The organism is Pedobacter sp. KBW06 (assembly GCF_003852525.1).
Lineage (GTDB): Bacteria > Bacteroidota > Bacteroidia > Sphingobacteriales > Sphingobacteriaceae > Pedobacter.
The window spans coordinates 292388-309640 of the sequence record NZ_QAJL01000003.1 but is presented as its reverse complement, the minus strand read 5'-3'; the positions used below and the strand labels follow the sequence as shown (position 1 = coordinate 309640).

At 38.7% G+C, this 17253-nt stretch carries 15 protein-coding genes; 14 read left to right on the top strand and 1 reads right to left on the bottom strand.

Annotation, left to right across the window (positions count from 1 at the left end):
• Positions 1-39: 39 nt before the first annotated feature.
• From DBR43_RS16135 to DBR43_RS16080, 12 genes are all read left to right on the top strand, one after another.
• Positions 40-654 (top strand): acyltransferase, encoded by a 615-nt coding sequence (locus DBR43_RS16135; RefSeq protein WP_124582607.1) that lies wholly within the window; start codon positions 40-42, stop codon positions 652-654.
• 13 nt (positions 655-667) lie between these two features.
• Positions 668-1864 (top strand): glycosyltransferase, encoded by a 1197-nt coding sequence (locus DBR43_RS16130; protein WP_124582606.1) that lies wholly within the window; start codon positions 668-670, stop codon positions 1862-1864.
• 9 nt (positions 1865-1873) lie between these two features.
• A complete protein-coding gene (locus DBR43_RS16125) occupies positions 1874-3043 on the top strand; it encodes a glycosyltransferase (RefSeq protein WP_124582604.1) in 1170 nt (389 codons plus the stop codon).
• 24 nt (positions 3044-3067) lie between these two features.
• On the top strand, positions 3068-4210 hold the full coding sequence (locus tag DBR43_RS16120) for a glycosyltransferase family 4 protein (RefSeq protein ID WP_124582602.1): 1143 nt from the start codon (positions 3068-3070) through the stop codon (positions 4208-4210).
• Between the two features lie 12 nt (positions 4211-4222).
• Complete coding sequence (locus DBR43_RS16115) at positions 4223-5026, top strand: glycosyltransferase (protein WP_124582601.1); 804 nt, start codon at positions 4223-4225, stop codon at positions 5024-5026.
• 443 nt (positions 5027-5469) lie between these two features.
• Positions 5470-6882 (top strand): hypothetical protein, encoded by a 1413-nt coding sequence (locus DBR43_RS16110; protein WP_124582599.1) that lies wholly within the window; start codon positions 5470-5472, stop codon positions 6880-6882.
• Positions 6883-7275: 393 nt separating this feature from the next.
• Entirely contained in the window at positions 7276-8586 is a 1311-nt protein-coding gene (locus DBR43_RS16105) for a lipopolysaccharide biosynthesis protein (RefSeq protein ID WP_158622516.1), read from the top strand.
• Positions 8587-8635: 49 nt separating this feature from the next.
• Positions 8636-9514, top strand: coding sequence for a glycosyltransferase family 8 protein (locus DBR43_RS16100; RefSeq protein ID WP_124582595.1), 879 nt, complete (start codon positions 8636-8638; stop codon positions 9512-9514).
• 55 nt (positions 9515-9569) lie between these two features.
• Positions 9570-10145 (top strand): gluconate 2-dehydrogenase subunit 3 family protein, encoded by a 576-nt coding sequence (locus tag DBR43_RS16095; RefSeq protein WP_124582593.1) that lies wholly within the window; start codon positions 9570-9572, stop codon positions 10143-10145.
• A 3-nt stretch (positions 10146-10148) separates the two neighbouring features.
• Entirely contained in the window at positions 10149-11846 is a 1698-nt protein-coding gene (locus DBR43_RS16090) for a GMC oxidoreductase (protein ID WP_124582591.1), read from the top strand.
• A gap of 65 nt (positions 11847-11911) precedes the next feature.
• Positions 11912-12898: a hypothetical protein gene (locus DBR43_RS16085; RefSeq protein ID WP_124582589.1), complete on the top strand. Its 987-nt coding sequence runs from the start codon at positions 11912-11914 to the stop codon at positions 12896-12898.
• 101 nt (positions 12899-12999) lie between these two features.
• Positions 13000-13854 carry a beta-1,6-N-acetylglucosaminyltransferase gene (locus DBR43_RS16080; RefSeq protein ID WP_124582587.1) on the top strand — a complete coding sequence of 285 codons (855 nt, stop codon included), beginning with the start codon at positions 13000-13002 and terminating at the stop codon, positions 13852-13854.
• Here DBR43_RS16080 and DBR43_RS16075 read toward each other — a convergent pair whose 3' ends face one another.
• Positions 13855-15480, bottom strand: a complete 1626-nt coding sequence (locus DBR43_RS16075; RefSeq protein ID WP_233602994.1) for a glycosyltransferase family 39 protein — start codon at positions 15478-15480, stop codon at positions 13855-13857. It abuts the gene before it with no gap.
• A 69-nt stretch (positions 15481-15549) separates the two neighbouring features.
• Between DBR43_RS16075 and DBR43_RS16070 the strand changes: the two genes are divergently transcribed.
• Together DBR43_RS16070 and DBR43_RS16065 are read left to right on the top strand one after the other, a co-directional pair.
• Positions 15550-16230 carry an HAD family hydrolase gene (locus DBR43_RS16070; protein WP_158622515.1) on the top strand — a complete coding sequence of 227 codons (681 nt, stop codon included), beginning with the start codon at positions 15550-15552 and terminating at the stop codon, positions 16228-16230.
• Positions 16231-16241: 11 nt separating this feature from the next.
• Positions 16242-17240, top strand: a complete 999-nt coding sequence (locus DBR43_RS16065) for a UbiA prenyltransferase family protein (RefSeq protein ID WP_124582581.1) — start codon at positions 16242-16244, stop codon at positions 17238-17240.
• Positions 17241-17253: the final 13 nt, after the last annotated feature.

Genomic DNA, 17253 nt, shown 5'->3' with positions numbered 1-17253 from the left:
ATGGCCGGAAAGTTGAATAAGCTTTAGATTTTAATAAATATGTCCCTAATAGATAAAATTAAAAAGAATCCCAGGTTAAAGAAGTTGGCCCATCGCTTATTAATACCTGCGAATGACCACCGGCCAAGGTTGTGGGTAAGGTTGTTTCTGAATCCTTTCAAACATAAAAAGGGAAAGGGGAGTATTGTCAGGTATAACAGCAGAATGGATGTTTTTCCATTTAACGATTTCCAATTGGGAGAGCGATCAGTGATCGAGGATTTTGTGACCATAAATAATGGCGTAGGAGATGTACTGATCGGAGCAAATACGATGATTGGCATTGGAAGTGTAATTATTGGTCCGGTAAAGATTGGCCATAATGTAATGCTTGCCCAGAACATCGTGGTTTCGGGATTAAATCATGGTTATGAAGATGTGAGCCTGCCCCCAAGCCGGCAAAAAGAAATACGTAAACAGATTATTATTTCTGATGACGTCTGGATTGGCGCAAATAGTGTGATTACGGCGGGCGTGACAATTGGGAAGCATGTCGTAATCGGTGCCGGAAGTGTGGTAACGAAAGATGTGCCCGATTTTTGTGTTGCTGTAGGGAATCCCGCCAGAGTAGTGAAAAAATATTCAGCAGAGGATCAGTCATGGAAAAAAATATAATTTTAATTATCAAATGATCAGTAGAGATATCATCATAATTGGACAACAGGCCTGGGATACAGACATTGGTAGTAATTGTAAAAATATTGCACTTGAACTTTCAAAGAACAACAGGGTGTTATATGTCAATTCACCTTTGGATAGAATTACACTTTATAAAAAGAGTGCCGATCCTAAAGTTCAAAAGAGAATAGCCGTGATAAAAGGTAAATCTGAAGGCTTAATCCAGATTGGAGAGAACTTGTGGAACCTGTATCCGGACTGTTTGGTCGAATCCATCAACTGGGTTAAAAATAAAACCTTGTTTAATTATTTAAATAAGCGGAACAATGTAAAGTTTGCCAATAGCATTCTGAAAGGAACGAAGGAACTCCGTTTTAAGGACAGCTTGTTGTTTAATGACAATGAGATATTTAAAGGATTCTATCTGAATAGCCTGTTAAATCCTTTTTTGAGCATTTACTATTCCAGGGATTATATGCTTGCAGTTGATTACTGGAAAAGACATGGGGAAAGATTAGAGCCCTTGCTGATTGCCAGTAATGATATTTGCATGGCGAATTCGGCCTATTTGGCCGACTATTGCAAAACGTATAACGATAATTCTTATGATGTAGGGCAGGGCTGTGATCTGGAAATCTTTACAGAAAACACAACCGCTGGGAAACCGGAAGAGCTACAGTCAATAACCACTCCAATAATCGGTTATGTTGGTGCATTACAGAGTATTCGTCTGGATATCCCATTGATCAGGTATATTGCCGAACAAAGGAAGGATTGGACAATTGTGCTTGTCGGACCGGAAGATGAAGATTTTAAAAACAGTGAACTGCATCAATTGGACAATGTTATATTTACAGGTATCAAACCAATGGACGCATTACCATTATATATGCAGTATTTTGATGTATGTATCAATCCTCAGCTGGTGAATCAGGTTACCATTGGAAATTACCCCAGGAAGGTTGATGAATATCTTGCAATGGGCAAGCCCACAGTAGCAACTGCTACGAGGGCAATGGATATTTTTAAGGATCATGTTTATCTTGCAGATTCAAAAGAAGATTATATTTCGCTTATTGTAAAGGCATTGGCAGAAGATTCTGTTACTTTACAGGAGGATAGGAAAGCTTTTGCGACCAGTCATAGCTGGGAAAATTGTATTAAGAAAATAAATCAGGCAATTCAAATGACCATTGATCATAAATAAATCTGCACAATGAACTTATTATACCTTCTTTTGGCAGTAGTACAGGTCCTGATCGGATTGCACTTTATCATGCCGCTCATTTTATGGATTGCCGGTCGTTTTACCGGAAAAAAGAGACCTGTAACACAGGCTTATGAGGCTGACTATGCGGTTATTGTGACTGCCTATCAGCAAGTAAGTCTTATTCCACTTGTGGTAGACTCCATATTGAAATCAAATTATGCCAGTTATATCATTTACGTGGTTGCCGACAATTGTGATATTAGTGATTTGAAATTTGATGACCCCCGGGTTGTGATACTACGTCCTCCTGAAGTACTTGCAAGTAATACGAAATCACATTTTTATGCCATTAACCGTTTTGAACGGGCACATGAGCGTTTGACAATTATCGATAGTGATAACCTTGTTCATGCGGAGTATTTTAATGCATTAAACAGGGCATTTGATCAGGGATATCAGGCAGTACAGGGAGTCAGAGCGGCAAAGAACCTGGATTCGACCTATGCCTGTCTGGATGAGGCGGGTGATATCTATTACCGTCTGGTAGATCGGAAACTCATGTATGAGGCTGGATCATCGGCTGCATTGTCGGGCTCCGGAATGGCTTTTACGTTACAACTGTACAGGTCATGCCTGGAAAATAATGAAATATCGGGTGCAGGCTTTGACAAAATTCTTCAATATGAAATTCTGAACAGGGGGGAGCGGATTGCTTTTGCAGAGGAGGCGATTGTTTATGATGAGAAAACGACGAAAACGGATCAATTGGTAAATCAGCGCTCAAGATGGATCAACACCTGGTTTAAATATCTTTATCTGGGATTCAAGCTGATGTTGAAGTCTGTTTACAGGTTAAGCTGGAATCAGTTTTTATTTAGCATACTTCTGGTAAGACCACCCTTATTTATGTTAATGATTATTTCTTTTCTGTTATTTGTTACTGATTTGTTTTTAATGCCCTTGTTTGCTTTGTATTGGGTGGTTGCGATCGTAGTATTCTTTACTTTTGTGTTTCGCGCATTGTCACATTTCAAAGCAGATGAAAAGATCTACAAGTCGTTGAAAAATGCACCCCTTTTCATATATTTCCAGCTTATGGCTTTACTGAAAGTGCGGAAAGCGAATAAGATATCCGTAGCAACGGAGCATTATTATGAAGAAAAAATAAGTAAATAGAACTCAGGTCTTAATTGAAAATTGATGAAAACTAAACTTCGCATCGGGATAGAAGTACAACGGATATTCAGGGAAAAGAAACATGGTATGGAAGTGGTGGCTTTAGAGCTGATCCGTGAGTTACAGAAACTGGATACTTATAATGAGTACATTCTTTATGCACGCAAAGATGTGGATGAAAAGTGTTTGTCAGAAACAGCTAATTTCAAGATTAAGTCTCTTCCTGCCCGTTCTTATTTTACCTGGGAACAATTCACCCTGCCCGCTGAAGTAAAGAAGGACAGACTGGATTTTCTTCACTCTACCTGTAACACCTCCGCCTTGCGCTTACCAGTGCCGATGATGCTGACGCTACATGATATTATTTACCTTGAAAAGACGGATTTCAAAGGAACTGCTTACCAGAATTTTGGTAATTTATACAGAAAATTTGTTGTACCAAAAATCGTCGATAAAAGTAAATTAATCATCACAGTCTCCAATTATGAGCGTGAGGTGATTTTAAACAGGTTAAATTTGCCGGAAGATAAAGTGATGGTGATTTACAATGCGGTTAGTCCGAAATTTAATACCTCTTATCCTTCAGCCCAGTTAGACCGTTTCCGGAAAGACCATCATCTTCCGGGAGATTTTATCCTTTTCTTAGGCAATACTGCACCTAAAAAAAATACGGTTAATGTGATCAAGGCATATGTTGACTATAAAGAGGCAAACCCTGAAGGTTTACCCCTGGTTATTCTTGACTATGATAAAAAACTGGTTTTTGAATTGTTGGCTAAGCTGGGTAAGCAGCAATTTGAAAAGGACTTTATTTTTCCAGGTTATATTGCTTCTGAGGAAATGCCGTTGCTGTATAATATCAGCAGGTTATTCCTGTATCCTTCTTTAAGAGAGAGTTTCGGCTTACCTTTATTAGAAGCAATGGCATGTGGGGTACCGGTTATCACCTCGAACACCTCCTCTATGCCAGAGATTGCTTCGGATGCTGCTTTATTTGTTGATCCTTTGGATTACCATCAGATCAAAGATCAAATCATAGCAGTGCTGAATGACAAGGAACTGGAGGTTCAATTGAAAGAAAAAGGGCTTAAAAGGGCCGCAAATTTTACCTGGAAATCATCTGCAGAGCAATTGCTTTCGGTTTATAACTCATTATCCATCTCCTAAAAATTAGAACCAATGCCCATCAGACCCTTAAAAATCCCTTCTTATATTGAAGCTCAGAAACACGATGCGCAATGGTTTTTAGACCATATCGCAGAAATCCGTGAGGGGATCCAAAAGCTTCATTCCGATGAGCCTGACGTAACCGTTAGTATTCCTGCCTATAATGAGGAAGGATCTATTCTGAAGAACTTGTGGTCCTTATCTAAAACGATTACGAATCAGAAAGTCGAAATATTGGTGGTGAATAATAATTCCAGTGACCGCACCCAGGAGCTAATTGAGCTTTCCGGAGCAACCTGGATTATTGAAAAAGAGCAGGGGGTGAGGCATGCAAGGAATTCGGGACTGGCTGCAGCAAAAGGGAAAATTATCCTGAATGCGGATGCTGATTCTATTTATAGTCCTTATTGGGTAGATTTACTTTCGTTACCCTTAAAAGACAAGTCCATTGCTTGTACTTACGGGCGTTTTGCATTTATTTCTGAGGGGCCATCGAAGCGGTTTAACTATTTTTTGTACGAAACTATGGGTGATGTTTTCAAGGGTATACTGCAAAGAAATAAGGATGAAGCAATGTATGTTTATGGCTGTAGCTCTGCTTACAGAAAAGAACAGGGGTTGCTGGTAGAAGGATATAACCATCCTCCAAATGCAAATGAAGATGGTTATCTGGCGCTTAAACTGCGAAGCAGATTTGGAAAACTCCATAAAATCACTTCAAACCGCTCTCTGGTCTGGACTTCGGACAGACGTTTGATGGAGCAGGGTGGACTGTTTAAAGCATTCCTTGCTAGGCTAAGCTATCTTTTTGGATAGCCCTTAATTGCCAGTTAATAATTTTATTTTGCGACGGGAGGGAGGCATGTCTGATTTCTTTATCCCTCAGACCATAGATTTTCCAGATTTATTTTTTTTAAGCGGAATGCTGATTTAGCTATCCATGTGAACGTGTGGAATATATTCCTCAATGTTAATTGGGCATTAAATAATAATTAATCTGTCTGTCATTCTTTAACGCCAATTCTCTGCGTTTTTGTCCGGAATTGTAATCTTAATGTCATATAAAAAATTATTTCGTCAGTCCAAATATGCTAAAAAACGAGGAAAATATTCCCCATATCAATGGTTCGGCCATTTTTGAATAAAAGCAAAAACGAGAGCATTGTTTGACGTACTCACTTATTTGTTTAAAATTGATTAAAATTGCGGTTACAAGGGATTGTAATAGAAATATTTAATTTATGGTAAATACCTCAAAAATGCATTTGATTTTATGTGCATTATTTATTTTATGCGCATGCAAGAAGAATCCTTCCATCGGGGCTGAAGTAGAAAATCCTGTTGTAGATGTGCCGGTGATTCCCAAACCTCCGAAAGACACAACCGACATACCTGCAAATGCGAAAATATTTGAAGTTGGAACTGGTTCCGGAAATCTTTCTATTGATGGAAAAACATTGAATCTGACCGGAAATTCGGTGATAAAAATAAAGGGAGGTTCATATAATGACATCCAGATCTCCAACATATCTGTTGAGAATGCTGCAGTCTTCATTTTAAATGACGGGCTTGTTGAATTGGTGGGAAACAGACAAATGACGCTTTCGAACCTAAAAAATGTGACCGTTTCCGGTAATGGAACAGCGGGAATTAGTAGAGGTTTTGTTTTTAGGGATAAAAGTTCAGATGGCGCTTCGATACAATTACGGAATGACATCAATGATTTTACCTTAAAATACGTCTCCTTTTCTAATGTAAATACCTACAATGCCATACAATATGATTCTCAAAAGATCTATAACGGATCAGAAAGTTCATATTCCAGGAATTTAAGGTTTCTTTATATTGATTGTGACAATACCGGGACACTGATGAGATTTAGAGGGTCTGTAGAGAATGGTACCATCACCGGCCTGGTTAAAAATATAGAAATCGGCTTTGTGAGTTTTAAAAACTCCAGAGGTGTAGGAAGTGTTGTCGCATTGGAAAATGCGGATTCCTATGATATACATAATAATATTGTTCAGGATGTCAATCAGGATAACAGTAACCACAATGGTATTTTTTATGTGCAGGGTAGCGGTAAATTCTATAATAATAAAATAAAAAATCATCAGGGGAATGCCATTCGTGCCTGGGCTTACAGTATCGGGACTTCTCCAAAAGAGATTTTGATTTTTAATAATATCGTTATCAACTCCAGACAATACGGGGCATTTGAATTACAGGCGTTCGACAGGAACATCATGTCAGGCAAAACCACGTATGTGAATGCGAAAGTATTTAATAATACCTGTGGAAATTTATTGCCTAAGGAGGCTTTTCCAGCTCAGGTACTTGATTTGTATGGTCTGAAAGGTGGAAAGTGTGATATCTTCAATAATTTAGGGTATAACTTTACACTAGTGGGGCAAAATAATACCAATTTCATCTGGAATGATATGGGAGATACGCCGCCGGGTGCTTTTAATAATAAATATTTTAAATCTTCCGGAGAGGCCGGAATTGCAGATGAGAACCAGCTTCAGCTCAACTCAAATTCACCTGCAAAAAATTCAGGTGCTTCATTGGCCAGTCAAAATTTCCAGTCTCCGGTAAGTCCTGCTGTTAATCTGGATATCTATAATAATCCAAGATCTTCGTCTAAACCCTCTGCAGGGGCAGTTGAATAAGAAATGTTAATCTTTATATATGGAAATCCCCCTGAGCAATTTGGCCAGAGGGATTTTTTATTTAAGGGATTTTTGTAATGCCGGGGTTAAATTTTAGAAGAGGTTCTACTGATGATTCATTTGTACAGTCTCTTTAATGTGCCATTTGTTTCTTTGGTCTGTTTATTGCATTTGCGGTTTGTAGTCTGGTTTCAGGCATTTTTTTTTCACATATTTAGACCGTTAAATGTTTTTTAGTATTTTTTATCAGCAAGGAGTTATCATGGTAAGCTTTAATTCTACATCTTTGAGATGAATATTTTTAGAATCTTCTTTATCATTTTAAGTTTCACCACAGATACCCTATTATAAATGGTCTCACTCTTCAGAAAACTGTTTTCCATATTTAAGAATATGCATTTTCAATCGCTATTGGGAAATGCAGTCATGGCGGGCTTTGGGATGATCACACTGGCCATTTTGTATCGCGGGCTTTCGGTCACAGATATTGGTACTTACATTTTCTTTTTGGCAGCAATAGGCTTAATCGATACATTAAGAGCAGGTTTTCTAACGATTACTTTCGTAAAATTTTACACGGGTACCGAAAAAGAAAGAGGAGAGGTGGTTGCAGGTGCTGCCTGGGTGATCGCGCTTTTAATCACGGTATTTCTACTCTTATTAAATATTCCTGCATATTTCATTGCAAGTTATGTGAGCAATGAAGGATTGGTTCTGTTTTTAAAATACTTCTCTATAATTTCTGTGATCACATTGCCTACTTTTATGGCAAATTGTGTGGTTCAGGCCGATAAACGGTTTGACCGTTTGTTGTGGCTAAGGGTAATGACTCAGGGCTCTTTCACCTTAATTGTTTTTATCTTGGCCTTATTGGGGAAATTAACGATTGATACCGTTATAGGTGGTTATTGTCTTTCCTTCTTTGTATCCGGGATTTTGGTTTTTATACTGAAGTGGACGATGATCCGGTCGCTGAAGAATGCAGACCGACCAACGGTTTTAGAGCTGTTTCATTTTGGTAAATACAGTATGGGAACGAATATCGGGTCCAACCTTTTTGGCGTGACGAACACTTTTATCATTAATTTTCTGATAGGACCAGCGGCATTGGCAATGTATAATCTTGGCGGAAAACTTATTCAGCTGATTGAAATTCCGCTTTCCAGTTTTGCTGCCAGCGGAATGCCGATCCTTTCTTCGCATTATAACCGCGGACAAAAAGAAGAAATGATGTATACGCTTAAGAAGTTAATAGGAATGATGACCATCGCGCTGGTTCCTGTAGTGGTTATAGCTGTTATTTTTGCCGAACCTATTATTAGCCTCATTGCGGGAAAAGGTTACGTTCATAATGAGACGCCAAACCTTTTCAGGATGTTCATGATCATCGCACTTCTTTATCCAGCAGACCGCTTTTTTGCGCTTGCTCTGGATGTTATTCATCAACCGAAAGTGAATTTCTATAAGATCATTGTGATGCTGGTGGTGAATATTGTTACGGTGTTTCTGGGCATTTCTATTTATCATTCTATTTATTCCATTGCGATTGCCTCTATATTCCCAACGCTGATCGCGATTTTAATGACCTATTATCCCTTATATAAATATTCAAAATTTAGCTTTTGGAGCATGTTTAGCATTGGCTATAAAGAAATAATTGTATTTTTAAAGCAGATGAACAAGACGCTTTTAAGTAAGGGCTGATAAAAATGAGGTAACCTGGAAAGTTCATATATAAAACAAATACAAAATAATGAGTAATAAGATCTCTGTAATATTAGCTTGTGATAATCATTACGTAACATTGCTTTCTGCATTGTTGAAGTCTGTGGAAATGAACCATCATACAGATGAGTTGATAGATGTTTATATTGTTGATGATCAAATCTCAAAGACAAATAAACAAAAATTAACTGCTTCTTTGACACTGGATAAGATGAACCTGATCTGGTTGAAAATGGAGGAGATTATTCCTGAAGGAGTAACGTTACCATTAGTTGCGAATAGTACTTATCCTTTAAATATCTATATCAGGATCCTGATCCCTTATTTCATTCCGAAAGAAGTCAGCAAAATTATCTATATGGATGTCGATATGATTATGCTTGATGACATCAGTAATTTGTGGAAAATAGAAACAGAAGGTAAAGTTGTTGCTGCAGTTAACGATACCTTCGGGGACCAGGTTAAAACAATTGCTGAAGGAATAGAGAACTATAAGGAATTAGGCCTCGATCCTGAGGAGAAGTTTTTTAATTCCGGTATGCTGGTGATCAATATTGACAAATGGCGTGAGCAGGACATTACACAAAAGACTTTTGATGCCATCAATAACAATAAGAAGTATGTATTTGGAGATCAGTACGGCCTGAATATTGCATTAATAGGAAACTGGAAAGAGATCGATCGCATGTGGAATTGTTTCTCCATTTGTACGGATCCTCATCCGAAGCTGATTCATTATTTTCATAGGAAGCCTATTTATAAGACTTATGCCAATAACTATAAAGACGAATTTTTTTATTACCTGCACCGCACAGAATGGAAGAACTTTCAGCCTATCGGTGAAACAACCAGGTACCTGAAGAAAATAAATAATATCTTAGAGAAGATTAAAATGTTCTTTAAATAAGACCCGGGTGGGGGGACCGGCCGGCGTAAAGATTAATTATAATTGAAGAAGTTCAGTGAACCGAAGAACGTATTTAAAAAGCACCTTAATTTTAGGGGCGCTAGGCTTGACCTCGCTTTCTATTTTTAAATGGATAGACCTCACTAAACCAGTCAATCCTGCGCTTTTATGGAGCAAAAAGGATATTATTGCAGAGCTGGCGGAAATGATTATTCCGGAAACAGATACGCCGGGAGCAAAGTCTGCATCTGTGCCGGATTATATTATCAATGTGCTGCTTAATTGTATGGACATCAAAAAGCAAAATAAATTCTGTGCTGGTATTAAGGCTCTGGAAGCATACTCGGTCAATAATTACGGGAAGAAATTCCTGGATTGCAGTGCTACAGAGCGACTGGAAGTGTTTGACTATTTTGCACGTCATGCTGGTTTTTCCTATAGAATTCTAAACAGAATTAACAATAAGTTTTTTGGGGAGCCTTTCTATTTAACGCTGAGAGATTTAACTATTGAAGGATATTGTATGTCGCAAAAGGGGGCGACCCTGGGGCTGGCTTATGATTATATTCCCGTTAATTACAATGCCTGCATTCCTTTACAACCAAATCAAAAATCCTGGGCGACCAAGTAAACTATGTATATAAGCGGGAATATAAAAGAACTAAACACCTACGACGCGATCGTCATAGGCTCAGGTATCAGCGGTGGCTGGGCAGCGATGGAACTTTGCAGGAAAGGGCTTAAAACCCTGCTTCTGGAGCGGGGAAGGGATGTGGAACACATCAAAGATTATCCAACTGCGAACCTCAATCCATGGGATTTCAAATTTGGCCTTAATAATACCTTGAAGGACCGGGAAATTGATCCCGTCCAAAGTAATTCTTATGACCCTTCTACCAAGCATTTTTATGTAAGTGATGCCGATCATCCTTATATTCAGGAGCAGCCTTTTAATTGGTTAAGAGGTTATCAGGTGGGTGGACGCTCATTGGTCTGGGGCAGACAATGTTACCGCATGAGCGATCTTGATTTCGCGGCTAACCTTAAAGAAAACGTTGCAGTAGACTGGCCCATCAGGTATAATGATATTGCACCCTGGTACAGTTATGTAGAATCCCATATTGGGGTGAGCGGTCAGAAGGAAAATCTGGCACATTTACCAGATGGGGAATTTTTGCCCCCTATGGAGTTAAACTGTATCGAGAAACATCTGGCTGAATCGCTGAAAAAAAATGAATATAACCGATTACTGACGATTGGCAGAGTGGCCAATTTAACCAGGGGCTGGGATCACCGCGGACCTTGTCAAAACAGAAATTTGTGTCACAGAGGTTGTCCGTTTGGGGGGTATTTCAGCAGTAACAGCTCAACGATACCGGCAGCGGCAGCAACTGGAAACCTTACTTTAAGACCTTTTTCAATTGTTACTGAAATCTTGTTTGATCCGGAAAATCAAAAAGCCAAAGGGGTAAGGGTTATTGATACATTGAGCAATGAAGTTTATGAATTTTATTCAAAAATCCTGTTTGTAAATGCCTCAACGATTGCTACTGCAGGACTCTTGTTAAATTCTGTGTCGTCGCGTTTTCCAAATGGTTTTGGAAATGACAGCAATCAGATCGGACACAACCTGATGGACCATCATTCTTCTGCGGGTGCTTACGGCCTTCATGACCAGTTTAAAGACCTGTATTATAAAGGAAGGAGACCTTGTGGTTTTCTGATTCCAAGGTATAGAAACCTGAAGGAAGGTGAGGGGCTTAATTTTAAGCGGGGATACAATATTCAGGGGCATGGTGAACGACAGGAGTGGACAGACAGGTCTCATAACCTGAATGGATTTGGAAAAGACTTTAAAGCTCAGCTGACTACTCCTGGCGACTGGACGGTGTGGATGGCTGGCTGGGGAGAATGTCTGCCCTATTATGAGAATCGGGTTGCACTTGATGATCTGAAAAAAGATAAATGGGGACAACCGCTTCTCAAAATCGATTTCTCATTTAAAGAGAATGAAAACAAAATGATGGCAGATATACAAGATACTTCTGCTGAAATGTTAGAAAATGCAGGTTTTAAAGGAGTCGAAGTCTTTAATTACAAAAAGCCAGGGGGAACCACGGTTCATGAAATGGGAACTGCCCGTATGGGACATGACCCGAAAACCTCTGTCTTAAATAAGTTTAATCAGATGCATGCGGCAAAAAATGTTTTCATTACGGATGGAAGTTGTATGACCTCTTCGAGCTGTCAAAATCCATCTTTAACTTATATGGCACTCACTGCTAGAGCCTGCGAGTTCGCATCCCGTCAGCTGAGAAGTGGTGGGCTGTAATTTTGGCTTATAATTTGACTACTTATTTAGACAACCCATTTAATGACTAAGCGCCGCTCTCTATTATGTTAAAAAAGAATTTAGTACTACTTTCCTATGGAAGAATATCAGAGTATCAAAGAGCAATATTTTCAATTTTAAGTTTTTATTCCTGGTCTGATGAAGCAGATTTAAAGAAGGTCAGGACTATCGTTTATACAGATGATCCTTCATTTTTCAGGAAACATCTGAGTCATATTGAAATCGAATATGTAATGCTGACCAACGAATTACTGATGGAAATGTTAGGGGATTCAGACTATATTCACCGCCGTAAGGTAGGTGTTATAGACCTGACCTTTAAAAAATACCCCGCCGGTCATTTGTTGTTTATTGATTCCGATACTTTTTTTATAGGGAATCCCGCAAAAATTCTGAACGGATTTTCAACAGGAACCAGCTTTATGCACAAAAGGGAGTATAATTTTGAAGAAGGGCTTCAGTTTTTCAGCGCTTTTAATCAAGGGAAGTATCCCAAGGCATTTATTAACTATATTTCTGACCGGGACTTTGTTGTAAACGGGAAAACCGAACGTTTTAGTAAACATGATTATAGCTGGAATTCAGGAGTTTTAGGTTTAAATGCTGCATTCTCGGCCTGTATTCCCGATGTATTTAAGCTTACAGATGAGTTTTATGTGAATTCTCAGTGGTTTATCAGTGAGCAGCTGGCCTTTGCATTGGTATTACAAAAAACGACTGCAATCGTCCCAACGGAAGAACTGGTGCTGCATTATTGGGGCAAAAGGCAAAAGGTGTTGATGGATGCATTTATTGGTGATCTGTTTCCTGATCAAATAAACGAATTGAAAGAAAAAAGCTATTTTAGGTCTTTAACTTATAAACTAAAGAAGAATGTAGAAGATGATTTGGTTCTGGAACAGGCGGTACTTGCTTTATCTCAGAAACACTGGAAGTATGGGTTGAGGAAGAGTTTGCAGGTCATTTTACGCAACCCTGTGCGCTTGACTTCCTATAAGGAGTTGTTGTCTGCAGTAAAACCGGAATCTTGACCGAGCTTTGGTCTTTTTGAAATTTAGGAGTTAAAAAAGCGTTGTTATAAAAATAAAACAGGATGTTATTCAATTTAGAAGTTACTTTAATTTAAATTTTCATGCGTATAGCCAATATTATAATCGCGCATAAGAATCCATCACAGCTGGAACGCTTGATCAGGAAAATGCAACATGAGATGTTTGATTTCTACATCCACATTGATAAGAAAATTAATATTGAGAGCTTTCTGTATTTAAAGCAATTTAAGGGGGTTCATTTTATAGAGCATCGGGTTATTTGTAATTGGGGTGGACATAGCACCTTAGAAGCAATGCTGAATTCTTTGAAAGAGGTATTGTCAAATGATCAGAAATATTCTTTTTATAATCTACTGAGTGCTCAGGATTACCCACTGAAAAAGAATGAAGAACTTTATGCGTTTCTTGCAAATAACAGCGAGAAGTCATTTGTGTTTTACGAGACCGAAGAGCAGTCCGACTGGTGGAGTAATGCCATTCAGCGGTATCAAAAGTATCACCTGACCGACTTCAATTTTTTTGGAAGATATTTAATGGAAAGAGTGATGAACAAGGTTCTTCCCCTCCGGAAGTTTCCATTGTCACTTAAGTTGTACGGTGGGAGCAAAGCCAGCTGGTGGACACTTAACCATGAATGCGCAACCTATCTCGCTGACTTTTTTAACCAAAAAAGCGGACTGAATAAATTCCTGAAATTTTGTTGGGGAACAGACGAGTTTGTCATTCCTACTATTCTGCTGAATTCGCCTTTAAAAGATCAGATTGTAAATGATAATTTAAGATACATCCATTTTCCTGAAGGAAAAGCGAATCCTAAAATACTCGAACTGGAAGACCTGAAATTGATGCTTAACTCAAATATGTTCTTTGCCAGGAAGTTTGATACACCTGTTAGCGATGAGCTTCTGGATCAGATCGATCAGCATACCAGATGATCAATTGGTTTTATGTAACTCAAATAAGTAAACGGTAACATCAGCGCTCACAAACTTTCTGACTGGCCTGCCCATTTTCATAAATTCTTTGAAAAGATGATCTGTAGGATTCTGCCGGTCTTTATAATACCAGAATGGTTCGTCTATACGATCGCCGATATCCGTTAAGAACCGGGTATTGTAAATTAACCAAACTCTTTTGCCCTTAGAAAATTTACTAAAGTCTGCGTTCAACCGCTGATCGTAATCACCATAGCTTTGCGCAAATTTACGTTGGTCTTCTCCTTCAATCGCCGTGTATTTTAAGGGATACATCAGCTTGTATAATTTGTAGCCGGGTAAATTGTTCCAGTATACATAGACTGCGTCACCCGGGCTGTAATTGCGGTTTACAAATAGCAATGCTTCTCTTTGAAAGGACTTTTTATGGACATAAAACTGTTCAGGATTCATCATAAAAGCGGCAGATTGTATGAGTGCCGGAGCGATCACCAGTAAAAAGAACAGTACGGTCCATTTTCCAAACCGGAATTTTTCAGCGATATAACTAAAGCCATTGGCAATCATCAGTATAAATACAGGAGAAATAAATACCCAGAATCGCTCCGTTAGGGGATAAAGTTCCAGTCCTGATGCGATGAATGTCAATATGACCGGAACAAAAATTGTCAGGGCGTTGGTTTTACTTCCTTTGATAAAGGCGTAGGCTCCTGCTAATAATAAGGCAATAGGTATAAATGGTAATTTAACTATGATGCCGAAGACAGAGGGAGTGCTGTTGAAATTCCATAATAAGCCAAGGGGGTAATCCATCATTCGGTAGACATTGATGAAAAACCATTTTGTGTCTGTAAATGAAGTAGGAGGAAAGGGCATAAAATTATGATATGACCTAAACCAGTAAGCGATCCATTGAGATTCAGCATGTTTATGGGTAAACAGGAAATAATTGATGGCGAAGCTAATGAGCCAGAATCCGAATGGAATGATGCTTATGGAAAACTGTTTTATATTTTTGGTAACCAGATAAAAAGCGCTTAGTCCTATGGCTATTCCTGCCAGTATAAAGATTGCCGAGTAAGAAAACCAGAGGATCAACGCGCCGCAGATGCCCCAGACCAACATATTCTTGATATCGTTTTTCTGACTGTATTTTATAAAGAGATAGAGAGAAAGAATGGTCGCCAGTAATTCTGTTGAATATTGTTTGATCTCTACGCTATGGTAAACCAGAGCAGGGGAAATACACAATATTCCTGTGGCAAGTACAGCTCCTGGTTTTGAGAGGAAATACCTGGATACGGGAACAAATAAAAACATCGAGACAATCCCTGAAATCAGCGGTATTGTTCTCAGACACAATTCTGTATTTCCAAATGTCTCCACCATAAACCTGACCAGCCATAAAAAGCCAATGGGGGCTTTTTGTTGATAGTAGAGTGGTTTGGTTGCCAGATCAAGGTAACTTGTTTTCAATAAACTGCTGGAAAGATAAACTTCATCCATCCACAAAGAACGGTCGTAAAAAAAATGATAAAATCTGATCACAAGTCCCGCGAACAGAAAGATTTTTAGTATAAAAAACCATTTTTTCTTTTCTTCACTGAAGTAGGTGTTGTGTTGCATGTTCATTTATAGCAGATAACGTTTGCAATATCGATTTTTTTAATAATTTTACTCCAAAATAAAGTGATTGTGGAGAAAATACCATGGAAAACCTTGGAACTCGTGATTTTTGACGTGGATGGAACCCTTTATGATCAGTTGAAGTTAAGAACGAAAATGCTTCTAGCGCTCATAGGTTATTATACGCTCAGGCCCTGGAAATATAAGGATCTCCTGATTCTGTATCATTTTAGGAAAGAGCGCGAAAAAAATGCCGGTTCAGAACTGAAAAATCTCCAGGAAGCGCAATATCAATGGTGTTTAAAGAAGGTAAACACTTCTTTAACTGAGGTAAAAAGCGTAGTCGATAAATGGATTTTTGATTTCCCAAACCGTTACCTGCAGAAATGCAGTTACCCTGGTATCCATTCTTTTTTTGAAGAACTAGAAAAGCAGGGGATTTCGACGGCAGTTTATTCAGACTATGAGGCGAAAAATAAGTTGGAAAAAATGAATATTCGGGTGAATTTAGTAGTCAGTTCTACCCACACGGATATAAACGCTTTAAAACCTCTTCCAAATGGCTTAACCTATATCCTATCTGAAATGAAAATTGAAAACAAAGCGAATTGTCTGTTTATCGGAGATCGGGAGGAGCTGGACGGCGAGTGTTCCAGAGCTGCCGGAATTCCATTTTTATTTTTGGATAAAAAGACAAGCCGGTATTTCTATCCCCGGCTTTTAGAAAAACTTAAAAACTCAGGAATATAAATTTATAAGTTATGACGAATGATCAAGTCCGGGAAGGGGCTACTTTGAAAGATTATATTGCCATTGCCAGACCAGACAACTGGGTGAAAAATCTTTTTATGGCACCGGGAATGTTTTTTGCCTTATCGATCTTTCATACTCCTTTTAATGCTGACCTGGTTATCCGCATCATTATTGGTATTTTCAGCATCTGCCTGGTTGCTTCAGCAAATTACGTGATTAATGAATACCTGGATGCCGGTTTTGACAAGTATCACCCTTTGAAAAAGCGAAGGTCTTCGGTGGTCAAGTCCATTAATCCTGTTATTGTTTATTTAGAGTATGTTGTTCTGGCTCTTCTAGGACTGACACTCGCTTATTGTATCTCACTTAAATTTCTTTGTACTGCTGCTTTACTATTGTTTATGGGCCTGATCTATAATGTTAAGCCTTTCAGGAGTAAAGACCGGGTATTTCTGGATGTATTAAGTGAATCGGTCAACAATCCTTTAAGGTTTGCTGCAGGATGGTTTATTTTTAGCCCTGCATTGGGCAGTCCGGACAGCAAATGGGATCTTGAGTGGATCAATACGCTTCCACCGGTCAGTATTATTATTGCGTATTGGATGGGTGGGGCATTTTTAATGGCTACCAAACGTTTCGCAGAGTACAGACTGATCGCAAATCCTGAAATTGCGGGTCAATACCGCATGTCTTTCCGGTTTTATACAGAAAACAGTTTACTGGTGTCTATGTTCTTCTACGCCATTACCTGTGCCTTTTTTATGGGAATCTTTCTGATCAAAGACAGAATTGAGCTTTTGTTGAGCTTTCCCTTTTTTGCTTTATTATTCTCCTGGTATCTTCGTATAGGTTTATTGAATGACTCACCTGTTCAGGGTTCCGAAAAACTTTATACCAGAAAGTGGTTTATGCTCTATCTGGTTTTGTTTACCATCATGCTTTGCGTATTGATGTTTGTTGATGTGCCATGGTTGTATTGGTTCCTGAAGAATGCGAATAATTATTAATTGTATTAAAATA